We start from the raw sequence: 19,454 nt of genomic DNA on the forward strand, positions 1-19,454 counted from the left end.
GCCCGCAGGTCGGCGGCGACCCGGTCGACCGCGTCGGCGAGGCCCTGGCCCGTGCGCGCCGCGACCTGCCAGGCCGCGGCGACCAGGCGCAGGTCGCGCGCCCCCGGCCGGTCGGATGCCGCGCGGAGGGCTGCCGGGACGTCCGCGCCCATCCGGTGCGCGGCCGCCACGGGACGCAGCGGTGGCCAGCCCTCGGCCGCCCGGTCGAGAGCAGCGGCCGGCGGCTGGCCGGAGGCGAGCTCGGACGCAAGCTGCTCGCAGGTCTCCAGCACGTGGTCGCCGGTCGCCAGCGCCTCCGAGCGGCGGCGGCGCGCGGCGAGCAGGGTCCGGGCCCCGAGCCCGGCGCCCAGCACGATCAGCACCAGCACGGTCGTGGTGGCGCCCGCGCCCAGCACCAGGAGTCCCCCGGCGACCGGCGCGGCGACCCCCAGCGGAACCACCCTGCCCGAGCCGCCCGAGCGGTCGGCCGGCCCGACGAGGTGCGGGCGCGCCGGGACGAGCAGGAGCACCGCCAGCCCGGCGGCGGTCGCGGCGAGCAGGGCCGCGGCCCCGCCGGGCCCGGTCACGTGCCGCTCCGGCGGTCGAGGAGCTTCTCGAGCCGCTCGGCCCCCGGTCCGGCACGGACCGAGCCGTCGGGCCCGACCTCGACCGCGGGCACGAGCGCCACCGTGCCGTCGGCCGACCGCGTGGTCACCGCCACCTGCGCCAGCCGCCGCTGCCCGCCGCGCGGCCGCGCCAGGTGCAGCACGACGTCGAGCGCGGAGGCGAGCTGGCTGTGGGCGGCGGCCCGGTCGAGGCCGCCGGCGAGCGCGAGCGCCTCGACGCGAGCGGGGACGTCGACCGCGGAGTTCGCGTGGAGGGTGCCGCAGCCACCGTCGTGGCCGGTGTTGAGCGCCGCGAGCAGGTCGACGACCTCGCCGCCCCGCACCTCCCCGACCACGATCCGGTCGGGCCGCATCCGCAGCGCCTGCCGCACCAGCGTCCGCAGGTCGACCGCGCCGGCGCCCTCGACGTTCGCCGGGCGGGCCTCGAGGCCGACCACGTGCGGGTGGTCGGGACGCAGCTCCGAGGAGTCCTCCACGACCAGCAGCCGCTCGCCTGCGTCGACGAGCGCGAGGAGCGCGGCGAGCAGCGTGGTCTTGCCGGTGCCGGTGCCGCCGGTGACGAGGAAGGCGAGCCGCGCGTCGACGACGGCCCGGACCAGCCGGGCCGTCTCGGCGGTGAGCATCCCCGCCGCGAGCAGCTCGACCACCGTGAACGTCCGGGCCCGGGGCACGCGCAACGAGATCGTGGTGCCCGGCCGGGCCACCGGCGCCAGCACGGCGTGCAGGCGGGAGCCGTCGGCGAGCCGGAGGTCGACGTGCGGCACGGCGTCGTCGAGCCGGCGCCCGCCGAGGGCGGCCAGCCGCTGCGCGAGCCGGCGCACGGCCGCGTCGTCGGGGAACCGCACGTCGGTGCGCTGGAGGCCGTCGCCGCGGTCGACGTACACGGCGTCCGGGCCGTTGACGAGCACGTCGGTGACGTCGGGCAGGCGCAGCAGCGGCTCGAGCGGGCCGGCCCCCAGGACGTCGCGGCGGAGCAGGTCGTGGACGGCCAGGACCGTGGCGTCGCCGACCGGTCGGCCCGCCGCGCGCAGCGCCTCGGCGACGCGGTGCGGGGTGAGGTCGCCCGGCGTGCGCGCCAGCCGTTCGCGCACGGCGTCCACGAGGTCGGGTCCGACCTCGGGGGTGCCGACCGGCGGGCTCACGCCGCGACCCTGGAAGTACCGGCGCCGGTGACGGCCAGGCGCGCCAGGACGGCACCGGCCGCCCGCCCCAGGTGGCAGCGCGGCGACCGCACCGGCCCGAGGCCGAGGTCGATGGACTCGTGGAGGCCGCGCTGGTCGGCCACGGTGGCGACGACGGGCACGCCGCAGACGGCGGCGACCTCGGCCGGCGCCACCCCGCGGCCGCGGACCACGAGGCCGACCCGGTCGCGGTCGGGAAGGCGGGCGCACAGCCGTGCGGCCGACGACACCCCCGCCACGTCGGGGCGCACCACGACGAGCACCTGGTCGCAGCGGGGCAGCACCTCGTCGGCGACCGACCCGGGCCGGCCGTCGACCGAGCGGGGCAGGTCGACCACGACGGTGTCGTGCCCGCGGCGTGCGGCGGAGAGCACCTCGCGGACCGCGGTCGGCTCCAGCGGTTCGGTCGAGCCGGCGTACCAGCCCAGCACCCCGAGCCCGCCGCGCCGCGGCAGCGCCTCGCGCAGGGCACGCCCGCTCAACCGTCCGCTCGTCCGGCCCAGGGCGTCCCAGCGGAAGCCCTCGCACCCGTCCAGCCCGAGCACCCGGTCCGCGCCGGGGCCGAGCGGGTCGGCGTCGACGACCAGGGCGCGTCCGGAGCGGGCCGCGACCTGCCCCAGCGCGCAGGCGAAGGTCGTCGCACCCGCACCCCCCGACCCGCCGAGCGTGCCCACGACGACCCCGGGCACGGAGCCGCCCTCCCCCACGTCGGTCAGCAGCTCGGTCACCCGCGGGCCGGCCTCGGGCAGGCCGAGGACGGACTCGGCGCCGACGGCGACCGCGTCCCGGTACGCCGCCTCGCCCGGTGGCCCCCAGGTCACCAGGTGGACGCTGGCCCGACGGGCGGGTCCGAGGGAGACCAGCTCCGCGGCGAGGTCCGCGCCGACCAGCACCAGCGGTGGACCCGTCCACCGGCGCAGCGCGCCCGGTGCGTCGGCGGTGGTCTCCACGTCGACGCCGGCGGCCGCGGCGAGGCGGCGCAGGTCGTCGAGGAGGGCGGCGTCGGAGGTGGCGAGGAGGGAGGGATGCATGGCGGGAACCGTTCCCGGACGCACCGACCACCCCCGCCCGGCGTACCCGCCGTTGTGGACAACCCCACTCGACCACTCACTGTGGACGGCTCCGGGGCCGAGCCCGGCGCCCTACGATGGCGGCATGTCCCGCCCGACCGCGGCCTTCTTCGACCTCGACAAGACGATCATCGCCAAGTCGAGCACGCTCGCGTTCAGCAAGCCGTTCCAGGCCGGCGGGCTGATCTCGCGGCGGGCGGTGCTGCGCTCGGCGTACGCGCAGTTCGTCTACCTCGTCGGCGGCGCCGACCACGACCAGATGGAGAAGCTGCGGCAGTTCCTCTCCTCCCTCGTCGGCGGGTGGGACGTCGCGACCGTGCGCGAGATCGTCGCCGACACGCTCCACCACGTCGTCGACCCGCTCGTCTACGACGAGGCCGTCTCCCTCATCGAGGAGCACCGCCTCGCCGGCCGCGACGTCGTCATCGTCTCCACCTCCGGCAGCGAGGTCGTCGAGCCGATCGGCGAGATGCTCGGCGCCGACCACGTCGTGGCAACGCGGCTGGAGATCGTCGAGGGCCGCTACACCGGCGAGATCGAGTACTACGCCTACGCCGAGGAGAAGGCCGTCGCGGTCCGGCAGCTCGCCGAGGAGCGCGGCTACGACCTCGCCGAGTGCTACGCCTACAGCGACTCCATCACCGACGTGCCGATGCTCGAGGCCGTCGGCCACCCCTACGCCGTCAACCCCGACCGCGACCTGCGCAAGGTCGCCGCGACCAATGGCTGGCCGGTGCTGGTCTTCGTCAAGCCGGTCGCCCTGCGAGCCCGCGTGCCGCTGCCCCCGGCCGGCCCGACCCTCGCCGCGCTGGCCGTCGGCGGGCTCGCCGCGGTCGGCGGGGTGCTCTGGGCCAACGCCCGCCGTCGCAAGCTCGAGGCCTGAGCCGCGACACGCCCGCCCAGTTCGACGGCCCGATGTCAAGGGTTGATCGGGCCGCCGGACCGGCGTAGAACAGAAGGCAGAACTCCAGAGGCGTACACGGGGACCGAGGTACCCACGCGGCGATCCACCCTTTTTCAGGGCGCTGGCACTCGGAAGACTTCCGCGGCAGCAGTTGAGATGCACGCTTGGTAGCCACGATCCACGTGTCAGCGGTGGCACTCGAGTCGGTTGCGATTCGGGTGCCACCTGCATGTGGTGCGCATGGTTGTCGTGCTGGTCGTTCGTCCACAGGTCGCGGCCCGGCGGCGGCGCGGCAGACTTCGAGACGGCGCTGGCGCGCCTCCTCGACCAGCCGGCTCGCCTCAGCCGGGAGGTCAGTCGCGGAGCGGGCTGGCGTCGGCGCCGGCGGCGTACGCCTCGGGGGCGTAGAGCAGCCAGGAGTGGACGCCGTTGCGGGTGCCGCCGGCGTACCCCCGCAGGTTCGACTCGTACGCCGCGCGGTTGGCGAGGTGGCCGGCCTCCGGGACGACGAGCGACTTCTCGTCGACCCCGCGGGCGACGAGCACGAGGCGCTCGACCGCGCGGGCGACGAGCCCGTTGTGGGACGGGAAGGCCGCCACCGAGACGAGGTCGGCGTGCACGACCGCGGCGAGCAGCAGGGCAGGGGCGGAGGTGGTGCTGGTCAGCAGCGCGGCGATGTCGCGCAGCCGCGCGGCGGACTCGGCGTCGCGCGGCCGGCCGAGCTCGTCGTCGGCGAGCGTGCCGCGGGCGGCCAGCGCGTGCAGCCGGGCGAAGGCCTGGAGCGGCGCGCGGGCGAGCAGCCGGGAGAGGCCGAGCAGCTCGGTGGAGAGGCGCACCGCGTCCTGCGCGACGGCGTCGCCCTCGCCGGCCCGGACCTGCTCGAGGGTCGACGTCGAGCCCTCCAGCACCGCGCTCGCGTGGGCGCCGCGCAGCAGCGACTCGGCCGTCGTCTCGGGGGACGTCTTGCGCAGCCCACGGTCGCGGAGCATGACGTCGATGCCGTCGCGCACGGCGGCGTACGCGGACGGCACGCCCTCGAGGGACACCAGCCAGGCGAGGGGATCGGCGGTCACGGCGAGAAGCGTACGCAGCCGGTAGCCTCGGGCCGATGGCAGACCAGGCCCCCGAGACCAGCCCGTCGCCCGGCGCGTCAGACGGCCCGGCGACCGGTCCCGCGCGCTCCTTCGGCGCCGTGGCGGACGCCTACGACCGCGGCCGGCCGTCGTACCCCCGCGAGGCGGCGGCCTGGCTGGCCGGCACCGACGCCTGCACGGTGCTCGAGGTCGGGGCCGGCACCGGCAAGCTGACGCAGGTCCTGGTCGACCTCGGCCACGACGTCCACGCCACCGAGCCCGACCCGGCCCTGCTGGCGGTGCTCAAGCGCGACCTGCCCGACGTCCCGGTCAGCGAGTCGCCGGCCGAGGACCTCCCGTTGCCCGACGCCTCGGTCGACGTGGTCGTGGCCGCGCAGAGCTTCCACTGGTTCGACCACGAGAAGGCCTTGCCGGAGATCGCGCGGGTGCTGCGCCCGGGCGGCCGGCTGGCGCTGGTCTGGAACGTCACCGACACCCGGATCCCGTGGGTCCGGCGCCTCGGCGCGCTCATCGGGACCCAGGAGCACCAGGACGACCCGGCCGGCCCGGTGGTGACGTCCCCGCACTTCGGGTTCGTCGAGGAGGCGTCGTTCAAGCACTGGCAGGTCGTGGACCGCGAGTCGATCCAGGACCTCGTGCGGTCCCGGTCGAACGTCGCGCTGCTCGACGAGCCGGAACGGGCCGCGAAGGTGGCCGAGGTCGTGGCGTTCTACGACGACTACGGCCGCGGCATGGACGGCATGCAGCTGCCGTACCTCGCCCGCTGCTTCCGCGCCACCGTCGTCCGCGAGGGCGCCGGCCCGGCCGGACGGCAGGACGAGGAGCCGGAGGGCGAGCGCGACCCGATGACGGACACCATCTCCGACGGCACCGACACCGACATGCTCCTCATCGACTTCCGCTGACCGGCGGCGCGGACGGACGAGGGGCGACAACGTGGTCCGGCCCTGGCGGCGCACCCACCTCGGCAGCGAGGCCGACCGGGCGACGTTCCGCGCGCTGCACTCCGCCAGCCTCGCCAGCCCGGCGCTTCGCGAGGGGCTGACCGCCGGGTCCGCGGAGCGCAGCATCCGGCACCTCCGCGCACTCCTGGGCACGCCGGCGCTCGCGATCACCGACACCGCCGGACTGCTCGCGTGGGACGGGACCGGGCAGCACCACGAGGAGCAGGTGCCTGCGCTCGTCGCCGCCACCCTCGAGCGCGGCGGCACGCGCGGCTTCGACCGCGGTGACCTGCCCTGCCAGGAGGCCGGCTGCCCGCTGCGGACCGCGGTCGTCTCGACCCTGGTCGTCGAGGAGCGGGTCGTCGGCACGCTGCAGGCGTTCACGCCGTACCCCACCGCCGGCCTCGCCCGCGCCAACGACGAGGTCGCCCAGTGGGTGTCGGGCCAGCTGGAGCTCGCCGAGCTCGACGCCTCGCGCACCCGGCTGATGGAGGCCGAGGTGCGCGCGCTGCGGGCCCAGATCAGCCCGCACTTCATCTACAACTCCCTCGGCGCCATCGCCAGCTTCGTGCGCACCGACCCCGACCGCGCCCGCGACCTGCTGCTGGAGTTCGCCGACTTCACCCGCTACTCCTTCCGCCGCCACGGCGACTTCACGACGCTCGCCGAGGAGCTGCGGTCGGTCGAGCGGTACCTCCTCCTCGAGCAGGCCCGCTTCGGCGACCGGCTGCAGCTGACGCTCGGGATCGCCCCCGAGGTGCTCCCGGTCGCCGTACCCTTCCTCTGCATCCAGCCCCTGGTCGAGAACGCCGTGCGGCACGGGCTCGAGGCGGCCGAGGGTGTCGGGCACATCCGGATCACCGCACAGGACCGCGGCCAGGAGTGCGTGATCGAGGTGGAGGACGACGGCGTGGGCGAGGACCCGGAGAAGGTGCGGCGAGCGCTCGCCGGCGACGCCTCGAGCGACTCGGTGGGGTTGGGGAACGTCGACGCCCGGCTGCGCAACGCCTTCGGCGAGGACTTCGGGCTGGTCGTCGAGACCGCGCCGGGCGCCGGGACGAAGGTCGTCGTGCGGGTGCCGAAGTTCGCGCCCGGGGTGCACCCGTGAACCACCTCGCGGCCGTCCCCGGGCGCAAGGTCCTCGTCATCGACGACGAACGGCCCGCGCTCGACGAGCTGCGCTACCTGCTCGAGCAGGACGCGCGGATCACGGAGGTGCTCACGAGCGACTCCGCGACCGAGGGGCTGCGGATCCTCCAGGACACCGACGTCGACGTGGTGTTCCTCGACGTGCAGATGCCGGGGCTGACCGGGCTCGAGCTGGCACAGGTGCTCAGCCGCTTCCGCACGCCGCCCGCGATCGTCTTCGTCACCGCCCACGAGGAGCACGCGGTCGAGGCCTTCGAGGTGCAGGCCGTCGACTACGTGCTCAAGCCGGTCCGTGCCGACCGCCTGGCCGAGGCGGTACGCCGCGTGGTCGAGGGCGGCGGCGAGCGCGCCGCCGCGGTCCCCACCGACGCGCAGGTCCCGGTCGAGCTCGGCGGGGTCACCCGCTTCGTCAGCCGCTCGGAGATCACCCACGTCGAGGCCCAGGGCGACTACGCCCGGCTGCACACCGCGGCCGGCTCCCACCTGCTGCGCACGCCGCTGTCGACGCTCGAGGAGGAGTGGGGCACTGCCGGGTTCGTGCGGATCCACCGCTCGCTGCTGGTCTCCCTGGCCCACGTCCAGGAGGTGCGGATGGACTCCGGGCGGTGCACCGTCGCGGTCGGGCCGCACCGCACCGAGCTGGGCGTCAGCCGCCGGCACACCCGCCAGCTCCGCGACCTGCTGCTGCGGCGGGGCGGCTCGGCGTGAGCGAGCCCCGCCGGCCGTCGCGGCCCGAGCGGGTCCGGGTGACCCGGCCACCGCAGCGCTCCGCGAGCCGCGCCCGCGCGGGCGAGCTCGCCGAGACCCGGCTCGGCGGGGTCTACATGCGCTCGCTGCTGCGCGAGCAGCTGCGGCTGGCCTGGTGGGTGCTCGGGGCGCTCACGCTCGGGGTCGGTGCGCTGCCGCTGCTCTTCTGGGCGGCGCCGGCGCTGGCCGGGGTGCACCTGCTCGGCGTACCGCTGCCCTGGCTCCTGCTCGGCGTGGCCGTCTACCCGTTCCTGCTCGCCCTCGGCTGGTGGTACGTCGTGCGCGCCGAGCGCAACGAGCGGCACTTCGCCGAGCTGCTCGAGGGGTCCGAGCGGCCGTGAACCTGTCGATGGAGTCCGCGCCCGGCCTGGTCGCGGTGACGCTGGTCGCCCTCGCAACGCTGGGGATCGGCACCTGGGGCCTGCGGTTCTCCCGGACCACCAGCGACTTCATGGTCGCCTCGCGCAGCGTGGCGCCGCGGCTCAACGCCTCCGCGATCGGCGGGGAGTACCTCTCCGCGGCGTCCTTCCTCGGCGTCGCCGGCCTGGTGCTGGTCTTCGGCGCGGACATGCTCTGGTACCCGATCGGGTGGACGGCCGGCTACCTCGTGCTTCTGGTCCTGGTCGCCGCCCCGCTGCGCCGCTCGGGGGCGTACACGCTGCCGGACTTCGCCGAGGCGCGGCTCGGCTCGCGCCCGGTGCGGCTGGTGTGCTCGCTGCTCGTCGTGTGCATCGGCTGGCTCTACCTGCTGCCGCAGTTCCAGGGCGCCGGCCTGACCCTGCACTCGGCCGTCGGCGCCCCCACCTGGTCCGGGCCGGTCATCGTGGGCCTGGTGGTGCTGGTCAACTCCGTCTCCGGCGGGATGCGCAGCATCACCTTCGTCCAGGCGTTCCAGTACTGGCTCAAGCTGACCGCCCTCCTGGTCCCGGCGGCGGTGCTGGTGGCCGTCTGGGTCGGCGACGGCACCCCCGGCGCCGCGACGTCCGAGGCGTGGGGCGCCGGCGGCTGGTCGACCCCGCTGGGCGAGGGCGGCGGCCAGGGGCTCTACCTCACCTACTCGCTGATCCTGGCGACCTTCCTCGGCACCATGGGCCTGCCCCACGTGGTGGTGCGCTTCTACACGAACCCGGACGGCGCCGCCGCGCGCCGCACGACGCTGGTCGTGCTGGCGCTGCTCGGGGTGTTCTACCTGCTGCCGCCGGTGTACGGCGCCCTCGGCCGGGTCTACGCCTCCGAGCTGGCCGTGTCGGGCCGGTCGGACGTCCTGGTGCTCGAGCTGCCGCGGCTGATGCTCGACGGCCCGGTCGGCGACGTGCTCACCGGGCTGGTGACCGCCGGGGCGTTCGCGGCGTTCCTGTCCACCTCCTCCGGGCTCGCGATCGCGGTCGCGGGCGTGCTCAGCCAGGACGTGACCTGGCGCGGACCCCGGGGCCGGCTGCACGGCATCACGGCGTTCCGGATCGGTGCGGTGCTGGCCGTGACCGTGCCCTGCGCGGTCGCGGTGGCCGCCCCCAGCGTCGGAGTGGCCCGGACGGTCGGCCTTGCCTTCGCCGTGGCGGCCTCGACCTTCTGCCCCCTGCTCCTGCTGGGCATCTGGTGGCGGCGGCTGACCGACGCCGGCGCGCTGGCCGGGCTGGTCGTCGGCGGCCTCGGCTCCGGAACCGCCGCGGCGATCACGCTCTCGTGGTCCACCGACCACGGCTGGGCCGGCGTGCTGGTCGAGCAGCCCGCCGCCTGGAGCATCCCCCTCGCCCTCACCACCATGGTCGTGGTCAGCCTGCTCACCCCGCGCCGGGTCCCCGCCCACGCCAGCCGGTTCATGGTCCGGCTGCACGCCCCGGAGACCCTCGAGCTCGACCGGGGCTGACCGGGCCCGCCCTACGCCCCCTCACCGGGTCTCGCCAACGCCTCGGCCCTAGCGGGCCTCCCTGCTCGACCAGCGGCGTGCACCCCTCAACGCCGACGCCCTCGAGACGATCAGGTCGACGACGAGCGGATGGGGGCCGATGACGTCGGCGACGAGGGACGCGCCGGCGTCGAGGCAGGTCTCGCGCAGGCGGCGGTCGAAGAAGCCGGTGGCCAGGAGGTACGGCGCGACCGCGTCCCCACGACGTACGACGTCGGCCGGGCGCGGCCCGAGACCGGTGAGCGTGGCCCAGCGGACCGGGGTGCCCCAGGCGCGGCCGAGCAGCTCGGCGGAGCGTTCCAGGTCGCGCACCGCGAGCGGGTCGGTCGAGCCGGCGGCGACCATGACCACCGGCGACCCGGGCTCGACGCCCGCGCCGACCAACCGGGAGACCATGGCCGACGCGAGCAGCGGGTGCGGCCCCAGCTGCCGGCCGAGCCGCAGCGACGAGCCGCGCACCATCGCCGGCAGGTCCGAGCGCACGTGCATCCCGGTCGAGAGCAGCAGCGGCACCACGACGCCCGCCTCACCCCGAGCAGCCGCCGCGGCCGCGACGTCGGAGAGCAGCGGCTCCGCCAGCTCGACGTACGCCGCCACGCCGGCCAGGCCGAGCCGGGCGGCGGCCAGCGCGGTCACCTCGCGGGCGACCTCGTTCCCGGCGGCGGTCCGGGTCCCGTGAGCGACGGTGACCAGCACCGTCATGGCCCGGTCACGATCGGCTCACGAGGACACCGCGAGCCGGTAGCCCCGCTTGACCACCGTCTGCACCACGCGGGTGCCGAGCGCGGCCCGCAGCCGGGCGACGGCCATCTCGACGGCGTGCTCGGAGCCGGCGGTGCCGCCGGGCAGCGCGGCGAGCAGCTCGCGCCGAGAGACGACGGTGCCGGGGTTGACCAGCAGCGCCTGCAGCACCGCGAACGGCGCCGGCGAGAGCCGCACCGGCGCCCCGTCGAGCAGCACCTCGTCGCCGTGCAGCAGCAGCGTGTGGCCGGCGACCTCGAGGCTGACGCCGGCGCTGCGCGAGGGCAGCTCGGTCTCGAGCTGCTTGACCATCGCCACGAGCCGGTTGCGCTCGGGGTGGATGGTGGGCACGCCCCACAGCTCGAAGGCGGCGGCGGTGACCGGTCCGACGCAGGACGCGACCACGTCGGCCTGGAACGCCGCGACCACGTCGTCGCGCCGACCGGTGGGCCCGGCGGCGTCCATGAGCGCGGCGACGGCGGGCGCGGAGGTGAAGGTGACCGCGTCGAGCGCGCGGTCGGCGACCAGGTCGATCATCCGGAAGAGCGGGTCGAGGTCCTCGGCGGACTCGACGCGGTAGACGGTCACGACGGTGACGTCGGCACCCTGTCGCCGCAGCGCATGGGCGACCATCGACAGCGACTGGCCGTGCTCCTGGACCACGATCCGCAGCCCCTCGAGCGGGCGGCCGCGCAGGTGCTCGAGCACGTCCTCGAAGCACTCCGACTCCGGCGCCCACAGCTCGCGCAGGCCACGGCGCCGCAGCGCACCGACGGACTTCGGGCCGCGCGCGAGGATCTCCGCCCGCTCCAGCGCGGCGACCAGCGCGTCGCCCAGGCCCCACGAGTCGGCCGCCTCGAACCACGCCTTCATCCCGATCCCGGTCGTCGCCAGGAACATGTCGACCGGACGCGCCAGCACCTCCTCGGTGGCGGCGCGCAGGGAGGCGTCGTCGACCTGGTTCGGCTCGAGCGAGAGCGCCGGCGCCCACACGACCTCGGCCCCGCGCCGCTCCAGCAGCGCGACCTGCTCCTCCACCTTGCGCGCGGCGGTGACACCGACGCGGAAGCCGCGCAGCGGGAGCGGCTCGGTCACGGTCCCTCCCCGGGGCTCTCCCTGGCCGGTCCCACGAGGACCGTCCCGTCGCGGACGGCGACGTCGTACGTCGGTACCCGGACCGCCGCGTCGTCGAGGCACTGCCCGGTGCGCAGGTCGAAGCCCTGCTTGTGCATCGGGGAGGCGACGAACGGGACGTCCCCGCGCGTGCCGACGATGCCGCGGGCCAGCACCGAGGCCCGCGAGAAGGGATCGTAGTTGCCCAGGGCGAACACCTCGTCGTCGTGCGTCCGGAACACCGCGACCGCGTGCCCGTCGACCAGCGCGCACACCCCCGCCTCGCGCGGCAGCCGGTCGAGCGCGCAGACCGGTGTGTACGCCGCCACGTCGGCCGCCGAGGCCGGCGCGCTCACCGCGCCGTCCACCGCGCCGTTCACCGGGGCACCCCGACCGGGATGGCCGAGCCGAGGACGACGGGCCCATCGGGCTCGGCCGGCACCTGCTGGCCGCGTTCGGCGCGGAAGCCGATGTGCGGGTCGGGCACGTCCGGCGCGTTGACGAACGACACGAACCGGGCGAGCTTGTCGGGGTCCTCCAAGGTGTCGCGCCACTCGTCGCGGTAGCCGGTGACGTGCCGCGCCATCGCCGCCTCGAGCTCCGAGCCGAGGCCGAGCGCGTCGTCGACGACGACCTCACGGACCCGGTCGAGCCCGCCGTCGAGGGAGTCGATCCACGGCGCGGTCCGCTGGAGCCTGTCGGCGGTGCGGATGTAGTAGAGGAGGAACCGGTCCAGGTAGCGCACCAGCGTCTCGTCGTCGAGGTCGCCGGCGAGCAGCCGCGCGTGGGCGGGGGTGGCGCCGCCGTTGCCGCCGACGTAGAGGTTCCAGCCCTTTTCGGTGGCGATGATCCCGAAGTCCTTGGCCCGCGCCTCGGCGCACTCGCGCGCGCAGCCGCTGACGCCGCCCTTGAGCTTGTGCGGCGACCGCAGCCCGCGGTAGCGCAGCTCCAGGTCGATCGCCATCCGGACCGAGTCCTGCACGCCGTACCGGCACCAGGTCGACCCGACGCACGACTTCACCGTGCGCAGCGACTTGCCGTAGGCGTGCCCGGACTCGAATCCGGCGTCGACGAGCCGCCGCCAGATGTCGGGCAGCTGCTCGAGCCGGGCGCCGAAGAGGTCGATCCGCTGGCCACCGGTGATCTTCGTGTAGAGCCCGAAGTCGCGAGCGACCTCGCCGATGACGATGAGCCCGTCGGGGGTGATCTCCCCGCCGGGGACGCGCGGGACGACGGAGTAGGTGCCGTTGCGCTGGATGTTGGCGAGGTAGGCGTCGTTGGTGTCCTGCAGCACCGCCCGCCCCCCGCCGAGCACGTGCCGGCCGAGCTGCGAGGCCAGCACCGACGCGACGGTCGGCTTGCAGACGTCGCAGCCGCGGCCGGTGCCGTGCGCGGCGACGACCTCGTCGAACGACGTGTGCCCGTGGACGGCGACCGCGTCGAAGAGCTCCTGCCGGGTCATCGCGAAGTGCTCGCACAGGCTGCGGTCGACGGTGCGGCCCTGGGACGCGTAGTACTCCTCGATCACCCTCTTGACCAGCGGCTTGCACGAGCCGCAGGTCGCGCCGGCCCGGGTGGTGCCGTCGCAGGCGGCGGCCGCGACGATGTCGGCCTTGCTGACGTCGTTGCACGAGCAGACCTGCGCCTCGTCGGGCAGCGCGACCTCCGCTCCGCCGCCGCGGGACGCCGGGAGGATCAGCTCCTCGGGGTTGTCCGGCAGCTCGATGCCGGAGCTGACCATCGGGCGGAGCACGCCGTACGCCGACGCGTCGCCGACCAGGATCCCGCCGAGCAGGCGGCGACCGTCCTCGGAGACGACGAGCTTCTTGTAGACCCCGGCCACGGCGTCGGCCAGCACCAGCTCCAGCGCCCCGTCCGTGGTCGCGAACGCGTCCCCGAAGGACGCCACGTCCACGCCCATCAGCTTCAGCTTGGTCGACATGTCGGCGCCCGTGAACGCCCCGGCGCCGCCCAGCAGCGCGTCCACGACGACCTCGGCCATGGCGTAGCCGGGAGCGACCAGGCCGTACATCCGGCCGCCCGGCACCGCGCACTCCCCCACCGCCCACACGTGCGGGTCGGAGGTGCGGCACTGCTCGTCGACCAGCACGCCGCCGCGCTCGGCCACGTCCAGCCCGGCCGCGCGGGCCAGCGCGTCACGGGGCCGGATGCCGGCGGAGAAGACGACCACGTCGGCCCCGACGCTGAGCCCGTCACTGGCGTCGCCCAGGTCCAGCCCGGCCGCCCGGCCGTCCCGCTCGACCACGGCCTTCGTCGCCACGCCGGTGTGCAGCCGCAGCCCCAGCGCCTCCACGTGGCGGGCCAGCGTCGCGCCGCCCGCGTCGTCGACCTGCACCGGCATCAGCCGTGGCGCCATCTCGACGACGTGGGTCTCCAGCCCGAGCCCGTGCAGCGCGTTGGCCGCCTCCAGGCCGAGGAGGCCGCCGCCGACGACCGCGCCGGTCCGGGCGCCGGCCGCGGCCTCGCGGATCGCCTCGAGGTCCTCGATCGTGCGGTAGACGAAGCAGCCGGGCAGGTCGTGCCCCGGCACCGGCGGCACGAACGGCGCCGCCCCGGTCGCGAGCACCAGCTCGTCGTACGCCAGCTCGCCGCCGTCGGAGAGCCGGAGGGTGCGGGCTGCCGGGTCGACCTCCTCGACGGTGGTGCCGAGCAGCAGCCGCACCCGCGGGTCGTCGTACTCCCCGGTGGGCAGGAACGACAGCGCCTCGGCGCCGACCTCGAAGAACGACGTGAGCGCGACCCGGTCGTAGGCCGGCCGCGGCTCCTCGCCGACCACCACGACGTCGTGGGTCTCGGTCAGACCGCGCTCGATCGCGGCCTGGACGAAGCGGTGGCCGACCATGCCGTGGCCGACGACCACGAGGGTCCTGCGCAGGTGGGGGCTCATCGGGGGGTTCCTTCCAGCTGGGTGGTGCGGGTGCTGAGCAGCTGCCGGACCGCGTCGGAGCAGCCGCCGCAGCCGGTGGTGGCCCGGGTGGTGGCCCGGACGTCGTCGAGGGACGCGCAGGCGCGGACGGCGCCGGCGCTGACGCCGGCGCAGGAGCACACCTCGGCGTCGTCGGGGAGCACGACCGGCTCGGCCGCGGTGACGCGGTCGGGCATGAGCAGGTGGCCGGGCTCGGTCGGGCCGAGCACGGTGCCGCGGTCGTAGTGCTGGGTGATCAGGCCGACCCGCGAGAGGTCGCCGACGAGGGTCCCGGCCACGATCCGGCCGTCGCGGACCACGAGCCGCCGGTGCGAGCCGACGACCGGGTTGGTCACCTCGACGACCTCGCCCTCGGCGGTGGCCGGGTCGCCGAGCACGGCGACGTCGAGGTCGGTGGCGCGCAGCCGGGCGACGACGCGCGACCCGTCGTACGTCGCGTCCTCGCCGCGCAGGTGCCGGGCCAGCACGCCGGCCTGCTCCCACGCCGGCGGCACGAACCCGGTCGTCCGATCGCCGCGCTGGGCGCAGTCGCCGATCGCGTGCACCCGCTCGTCGCTGGTGCGCAGGTGCTCGTCGACGACGACCCCGCGGCGCACCTCGAGGCCGGCCCGGCGGGCGAGCGACGTCGACGGCCGGCCACCCGCGGTCAGCACGACCAGGTCGAGGTCCTCGAGCGCGTGCCCGTTGTCCAGGGTCAGCCTGCAGGTGGGGCCGGTGGGGGTCAGCCGGACCGCCCGCGCCCCGGTGTAGACGTTCGTGCCGAGCCGGCGCAGCCCGCGCGCGAGCACGGACCCGGCGGCCGGGCCGACCTGGCTGCGCAGCAGGTGCTCGCCGCCCTCGACCACCTCGGTGGCCAGGCCGCGGACGGCCAGCGCGCGAGCGACCTGCAGGCCGAGCAGGCCGCCGCCGACCACGACCGCGCGGCGGGCGCCGGGCACCGCGGCGTCGAGCCGGCGGCAGTCCTCGAGGCTGCGGAAGGCGTGCACCCGCTCGTCGAGCCGGCCGTCGACGCGGACGAGCCCGCGGATCGGCGGCAACGTGGGGATGCTGCCCGTCGCCAGGACCAGCCGGTCGTAGGGCACCCGGCTCCGGTCGGCCAGCTCCACCTCGCGCTCGGCCCGGTGCACGTCCACCACGCGGGTGCCGAGCCGGAGGTCGAGCCCGTCGGGCAGACGCATCGCCAGCGCCGCCGGGTCGTGGGTGCCCTCGAGCACGGCCGAGAGCAGGATCCGGTTGTACGGCGCGTGCGGCTCGTCGCCGAGCAGCGTGACGTCGTGCCGCCCGCCCGCCACGAGCAGCTCGGCCAGCCGGACCGCCGCCATCCCGGCGCCGGCGACGACCACCCGCTCGCGGGTCATGCGCGCACCGCCGCCGCGCACACCTTGAACTCCGGCATCCGCGAGGACGGGTCGAGCGCGTCGTTGGTCAGCCGGTTCGCGCCGACCCAGTGGAACGGCACGAACACCGTGTCGGGGCGGATCGTCGCCACCACCCGCGCCGGCGCCTTCAGCTCCCCGCGCCGCGTCGTCACGACCACCGGCTCGCCGTCGCGCACGCCGATCCGCCCGGCGAGCAGCGGGTGCAGCTCCACGAACGGCCCGTCGTCGGGCAGGTCGCGCACGCGGCGGGTCTGGGCGCCGGACTGGTACTGCGCCAGCACCCGGCCCGTCGTCAGGTGCAGCGGGTACGCCGCGTCCGGCTGCTCCGCGGCGCCGACGTGGTCGACCGCCACGAACCGCGCACGGCCGTCCGGCGTCGCGAAGGATTCCGCGAAGAGCCGCGGCGTGCCGGGGTGATCCTCACGGGGGCACGGCCAGAACACCCCGTGCTCGGCGCGGATCCGCTCGTAGGTGATGCCCGCGTAGTCCGCGCGCCCGCCCGCCGAGGCCCGCCCGAGCTCGGTGAAGACCTCGGCCGGGTCGGTCGAGAACGGCACCGGCGACCCGAGCCGCTCGGCCAGCCCCGCCATCACCTCGAGGTCGCTGCGGACCCCCTCGGGCGGGGCGACGGCCTGCTCACGCAGCACCACCCGGCCCTCGAGGTTGGTCATCGTGCCGGTCTCCTCGGCCCACTGCGTCACCGGCAGCACGACGTCGGCCAGCGCGGCGGTCTCCGACATGACGATGTCCGCGACGACGAGCAGGTCGAGCGCGGCGAGCCGCTCGGTGACGTAGGTGGCGTTGGGCGCGGAGACCACGATGTTGCTGCCCAGCACGAGCAGCGCCCGGGCGCCGTCGTCGGTGCCGAGCGTGTCGAGCAGCTCGTACGCCGACCGGCCGGGGCCCGGCAGGCTGTCCGGGTCCACGCCCCAGACGCCGGCCACGTGCGCCCGCGCCGCCGGGTCGTCGATCATCCGGTAGCCGGGCAGCTGGTCGGCCTTCTGCCCGTGCTCGCGGCCGCCCTGTCCGTTGCCCTGGCCGGTCAGGCAGCCGTAGCCGGCGCCGACCTTGCCGGGCATCCCGAGCGCGAGCGCCACGTCGATCCAGGCCAGCACCGTCGCGGTGCCCTGGCTGTGCTGCTCGGCCCCGCGGGCGGTCAGCACCATCACCCGCTCCGAGCCGGCGAGCAGGTCGGCCAGCTTCCGCAGCTGTGCGGCCGGCACCCCGCTGACCCGCTCGACCCGCTCCGGCCACCACGCGGCCACCGACCGGCGGACCGTGTCGAAGCCGGTCGTGCGCGTGGCGACGTACTCCTCGTCGACGGCGCCGGCCGCGTCGAGCAGGTGCAGCAGCCCCAGCGCGATCGGCAGGTCTGTGCCCGGGACCGGCTGGACGAACACGTCGGCGCGGTCCGCGGTCGGCGTGCGCCGCGGGTCGACGACGACCACCCGGCCGCCGCGCTCGCGGAGCCGGTCGAGGTGGCGCGCCGCCGGGGGCATGGTCTCGGCGAGGTTCGAGCCGACCAGCACGACGACGTCCGCCTGCTCGACGTCGGCCAGCGGGAACGGCAGGCCGCGGTCGATGCCGAAGGCCTGGTTGCCGGCGGACGCGGCCGAGCTCATGCACCACCGGCCGTTGTAGTCGACCTGGCTGGTGCCGAGCGCGACCCGGGCGAGCTTGCCGAGCTGGTAGGCCTTCTCGTTGGTCAGCCCGCCGCCGCCGAAGACGGCGACCGCGTCGCGGCCGTGCGCGTCCTGCACGGCACGGAGCCGGTCGGCGACCATGTCGAGCGCCTCGTCCCAGCCGGCCGCCCGGAGCGCGCCGGTCGCACGGTCGCGCACCAGAGGCGTGGTCAGCCGCTCGCGGTGGCCGCGCAGACCGGTCGCGGTCCAGCCCTTGCGGCACAGCGCTCCCTCGTTGACGGGGAACTCCGGCCACGGCCGCACCTCCAGCGCGCGGCCGACCCGCTCCAGGGTCATCCCGCACTGGAGGCTGCAGTAGGGGCAGTGCGTGCGGGTGCCGGTGGTCGAGGTCGGGGGCACTCAGATCCCCGCCCGCGCCAGGCTGCCCGCACCGGCCCGGCGGCGGAGGAACACGGCGTACACGACGGCGGCGCAGACGACGTAGAACGCGGTGAAGACAGTGAACGCGCCCTTGGTGGCCGCCATCGGGTCCTCGACCCACGGCGAGCTGAAGGCGAGCGGGATGAGGAAGCCGCCGACCGCGCCGACCGCGCCGATGACGCCGATCGCGGCCGAGGCCTGCTTGGTCGCGGTGTCGAGGGCAGCAATCCGCTGCGGCGTGCCCGGGGTCGTGGTGCGCTCGGCCTCGGTGCGCCAGATGGCGGGGATCATCTTGTACGTCGACCCGTTGCCGATGCCGGTCGCCGCGAAGACGCAGAGGAAGAAGCCGAGGAACCAGGGGAACCACGAGCGGTTGTCGGTGGCGATCGCGGGATCCTGGGCCGGGTTCGGCGTGAGCTGGGTGAGCGTCCACAGCACGGCGAGCGTGGCGAGGATCATCGCGGCGAAGGCGCCGAGGGTGACCTTCGCGCCGCCCACCCGGTCGGCCAGCCAGCCGCCGAGCGGCCGGGTCGCGGAGCCGACGAGCGCGCCGAGGAAGGCGTAGTAGGCGAAGTAGATGCCGGTGCCGAGCGGGGCCGGGTCGGGCACCCAGAAGTTCAGCTTGATGAGCAGCGGCATCGCGGCGGAATAGCCGATGAACGAGCCGAACGTCCCGACGTAGAGGAACGCCATCACCCAGGTCTGGCGGTGCCGCACCACCCGCAGCTGCTCGCGCGGCCGGGAGACGGCGGTACCGAGGTTGTCCATCCAGCGCCAGGCGGCGAACGTCGCGACGACCGCCAGCCCGGCGTAGACCCAGGCCGCCCGCTCGAGGTGGACCCCGCCGTCGGAGGCCTGCACCAGCCCGAAGATGCCTGCGCCGCCGATGATGACCGGCAGCAGGAGCTGGATCAGCGCGACGCCGAGGTTGCCGCCGGCGGCGTTCAGCCCGAGGGCGGCGCCCTTCTTCGCGGCGGGGTAGAAGAAGTTGATGTTCGCCATCGAGGAGGCGAAGTTGCCGCCGCCGAGACCGGCCGTCGCGGCGATGAGGCAGAAGACCCAGTACGGCGTCGCCGGCTGCTGCACGGCGTACGCGAACAGCAGCGTCGGCACCAGCAGCAGCGCCGCGCTCACCATCGTCCAGTTGCGGCCGCCGAAGCGCGGCACCGCGAACGTGTACGGCAGCCGCAGCAGCGAGCCGACGAGGTTCGGCAGCGCCACCAGGAGGAACAGCTGCTGGGCGCTGAAGTCGAAGCCCAACGAGACCAGGAACGCCGAGCTGACGCTCCAGATCAGCCAGACCGAGAACCCTAGGTGCTCGGCGAAGATCGACCACGCCAGGTTGCGGCGGGCCACCGCGCGCCCGGTCGTCTCCCAGAACGCCGCGTCCTCAGGCCGCCAGTCGTCGATCCACCGGCCGGTGCGTCGGCTCCGGTCGGCAGGGCCGGGGGTCGGCGCGAGGTCCTGGCCGGTGGTCGGGGTGGAGCGGTCGCTCGAGGTGACGGTCATGGAGGCTCCTCGGGAGGGGACGTCCAGACCATCGTCGGAACCGCAGATTTCGCTGCGGCGCGCGCGAGGGTTCCCGCACGGTCAACTTGTCCTCACGGCCTC

The 19,454-nt window shown here is 75.5% G+C and carries 17 protein-coding genes; 6 read left to right on the plus strand and 11 right to left on the minus strand.

Translation table 11 applies throughout. The features are described 5' to 3' along the window. The 3 genes from H7344_RS18730 to ssd form a co-directional block, all read right to left on the minus strand. Positions 1–566: type II secretion system F family protein (locus tag H7344_RS18730; RefSeq protein WP_186347511.1), on the minus strand; the 566-nt coding region annotated here is incomplete at its 3' end. Further along, positions 563–1,747, minus strand: a complete 1,185-nt coding sequence (locus H7344_RS18735; RefSeq protein ID WP_186347512.1) for a TadA family conjugal transfer-associated ATPase — start codon at positions 1,745–1,747, stop codon at positions 563–565. The genes H7344_RS18730 and H7344_RS18735, both read right to left, overlap by 4 nt. Then, on the minus strand, positions 1,744–2,817 hold the full coding sequence (gene ssd / locus H7344_RS18740) for a septum site-determining protein Ssd (RefSeq protein WP_186347513.1): 1,074 nt from the start codon (positions 2,815–2,817) through the stop codon (positions 1,744–1,746). Before ssd ends, H7344_RS18735 begins: the two co-directional genes overlap by 4 nt. Positions 2,818–2,941: 124 nt before the next feature. Between ssd and H7344_RS18745 the strand changes: the two genes are divergently transcribed. Beyond that, positions 2,942–3,739 carry an HAD family hydrolase gene (locus tag H7344_RS18745; RefSeq protein WP_186347514.1) on the plus strand — a complete coding sequence of 266 codons (798 nt, stop codon included), beginning with the start codon at positions 2,942–2,944 and terminating at the stop codon, positions 3,737–3,739. 374 nt (positions 3,740–4,113) lie between these two features. Here the strand turns inward: H7344_RS18745 and H7344_RS18750 are convergent, their stop codons facing one another. Next, positions 4,114–4,833 (minus strand): Fic family protein, encoded by a 720-nt coding sequence (locus H7344_RS18750; RefSeq protein WP_186347515.1) that lies wholly within the window; start codon positions 4,831–4,833, stop codon positions 4,114–4,116. Between the two features lie 35 nt (positions 4,834–4,868). On the opposite strand from H7344_RS18750, the gene H7344_RS18755 reads away from it, so the two are divergent. The 5 genes from H7344_RS18755 to H7344_RS18775 are packed head-to-tail and all read left to right on the plus strand — an operon-like array spanning position 4,869 to position 9,561. Then, the gene (locus H7344_RS18755) at positions 4,869–5,759 is read left to right on the plus strand and encodes a class I SAM-dependent methyltransferase (RefSeq protein ID WP_186347516.1); all 891 of its coding nucleotides are present in this window, start codon (positions 4,869–4,871) and stop codon (positions 5,757–5,759) included. Between the two features lie 31 nt (positions 5,760–5,790). Next, positions 5,791–6,906, plus strand: a complete 1,116-nt coding sequence (locus H7344_RS18760; RefSeq protein ID WP_186347517.1) for a sensor histidine kinase — start codon at positions 5,791–5,793, stop codon at positions 6,904–6,906. Beyond that, entirely contained in the window at positions 6,903–7,655 is a 753-nt protein-coding gene (locus H7344_RS18765) for a LytR/AlgR family response regulator transcription factor (RefSeq protein WP_186347518.1), read from the plus strand. Before H7344_RS18760 ends, H7344_RS18765 begins: the two co-directional genes overlap by 4 nt. After that, on the plus strand, positions 7,652–8,035 hold the full coding sequence (locus H7344_RS18770) for a DUF485 domain-containing protein (protein ID WP_186347519.1): 384 nt from the start codon (positions 7,652–7,654) through the stop codon (positions 8,033–8,035). The genes H7344_RS18765 and H7344_RS18770 overlap by 4 nt, the downstream gene beginning before the upstream one ends. After that, positions 8,032–9,561, plus strand: a complete 1,530-nt coding sequence (locus H7344_RS18775) for a sodium/solute symporter (RefSeq protein ID WP_308423330.1) — start codon at positions 8,032–8,034, stop codon at positions 9,559–9,561. The genes H7344_RS18770 and H7344_RS18775 overlap by 4 nt, the downstream gene beginning before the upstream one ends. A gap of 48 nt (positions 9,562–9,609) precedes the next feature. Here H7344_RS18775 and H7344_RS18780 read toward each other — a convergent pair whose 3' ends face one another. Genes H7344_RS18780 through H7344_RS18810 form a run of 7 tightly spaced genes read right to left on the minus strand, consistent with a single transcriptional unit; the run spans position 9,610 to position 19,352 of the window. Then, positions 9,610–10,302, minus strand: a complete 693-nt coding sequence (locus H7344_RS18780) for a sirohydrochlorin chelatase (protein WP_186347520.1) — start codon at positions 10,300–10,302, stop codon at positions 9,610–9,612. A gap of 18 nt (positions 10,303–10,320) precedes the next feature. Then, positions 10,321–11,436 (minus strand): uroporphyrinogen-III synthase, encoded by a 1,116-nt coding sequence (locus tag H7344_RS18785; protein WP_186347521.1) that lies wholly within the window; start codon positions 11,434–11,436, stop codon positions 10,321–10,323. Next, a complete protein-coding gene (gene nirD / locus H7344_RS18790) occupies positions 11,433–11,834 on the minus strand; it encodes a nitrite reductase small subunit NirD (protein ID WP_373286514.1) in 402 nt (133 codons plus the stop codon). Before nirD ends, H7344_RS18785 begins: the two co-directional genes overlap by 4 nt. Next, positions 11,831–14,362, minus strand: a complete 2,532-nt coding sequence (nirB, locus tag H7344_RS18795) for a nitrite reductase large subunit NirB (protein WP_186347522.1) — start codon at positions 14,360–14,362, stop codon at positions 11,831–11,833. The genes nirD and nirB overlap by 4 nt, the downstream gene beginning before the upstream one ends. Next, positions 14,359–15,759, minus strand: coding sequence for an FAD-dependent oxidoreductase (locus H7344_RS18800; RefSeq protein WP_186347523.1), 1,401 nt, complete (start codon positions 15,757–15,759; stop codon positions 14,359–14,361). Before H7344_RS18800 ends, nirB begins: the two co-directional genes overlap by 4 nt. Beyond that, on the minus strand, positions 15,756–17,822 hold the full coding sequence (locus H7344_RS18805) for a molybdopterin oxidoreductase family protein (RefSeq protein WP_268238537.1): 2,067 nt from the start codon (positions 17,820–17,822) through the stop codon (positions 15,756–15,758). The genes H7344_RS18800 and H7344_RS18805 overlap by 4 nt, the downstream gene beginning before the upstream one ends. Beyond that, complete coding sequence (locus tag H7344_RS18810) at positions 17,823–19,352, minus strand: MFS transporter (RefSeq protein ID WP_186347524.1); 1,530 nt, start codon at positions 19,350–19,352, stop codon at positions 17,823–17,825. It lies immediately after the preceding gene. Positions 19,353–19,454 lie beyond the last annotated feature (102 nt).

It is taken from the genome of Nocardioides deserti, assembly GCF_014266025.1.
Taxonomy (GTDB): domain Bacteria; phylum Actinomycetota; class Actinomycetes; order Propionibacteriales; family Nocardioidaceae; genus Nocardioides; species Nocardioides deserti.

Coding starts and splice junctions, on each gene's coding strand:
- ssd (WP_186347513.1), bottom strand. CDS start 2,817: ATGCATCCCTCCCTCCTCGCCACCTCCGACGCCGCCCTCCTCGACGAC.
- H7344_RS18745 (WP_186347514.1), top strand. CDS start 2,942: ATGTCCCGCCCGACCGCGGCCTTCTTCGACCTCGACAAGACGATCATC.
- H7344_RS18755 (WP_186347516.1), top strand. CDS start 4,869: ATGGCAGACCAGGCCCCCGAGACCAGCCCGTCGCCCGGCGCGTCAGAC.
- H7344_RS18780 (WP_186347520.1), bottom strand. CDS start 10,302: ATGACGGTGCTGGTCACCGTCGCTCACGGGACCCGGACCGCCGCCGGG.
- nirB (WP_186347522.1), bottom strand. CDS start 14,362: ATGAGCCCCCACCTGCGCAGGACCCTCGTGGTCGTCGGCCACGGCATG.
- H7344_RS18800 (WP_186347523.1), bottom strand. CDS start 15,759: ATGACCCGCGAGCGGGTGGTCGTCGCCGGCGCCGGGATGGCGGCGGTC.
- H7344_RS18810 (WP_186347524.1), bottom strand. CDS start 19,352: ATGACCGTCACCTCGAGCGACCGCTCCACCCCGACCACCGGCCAGGAC.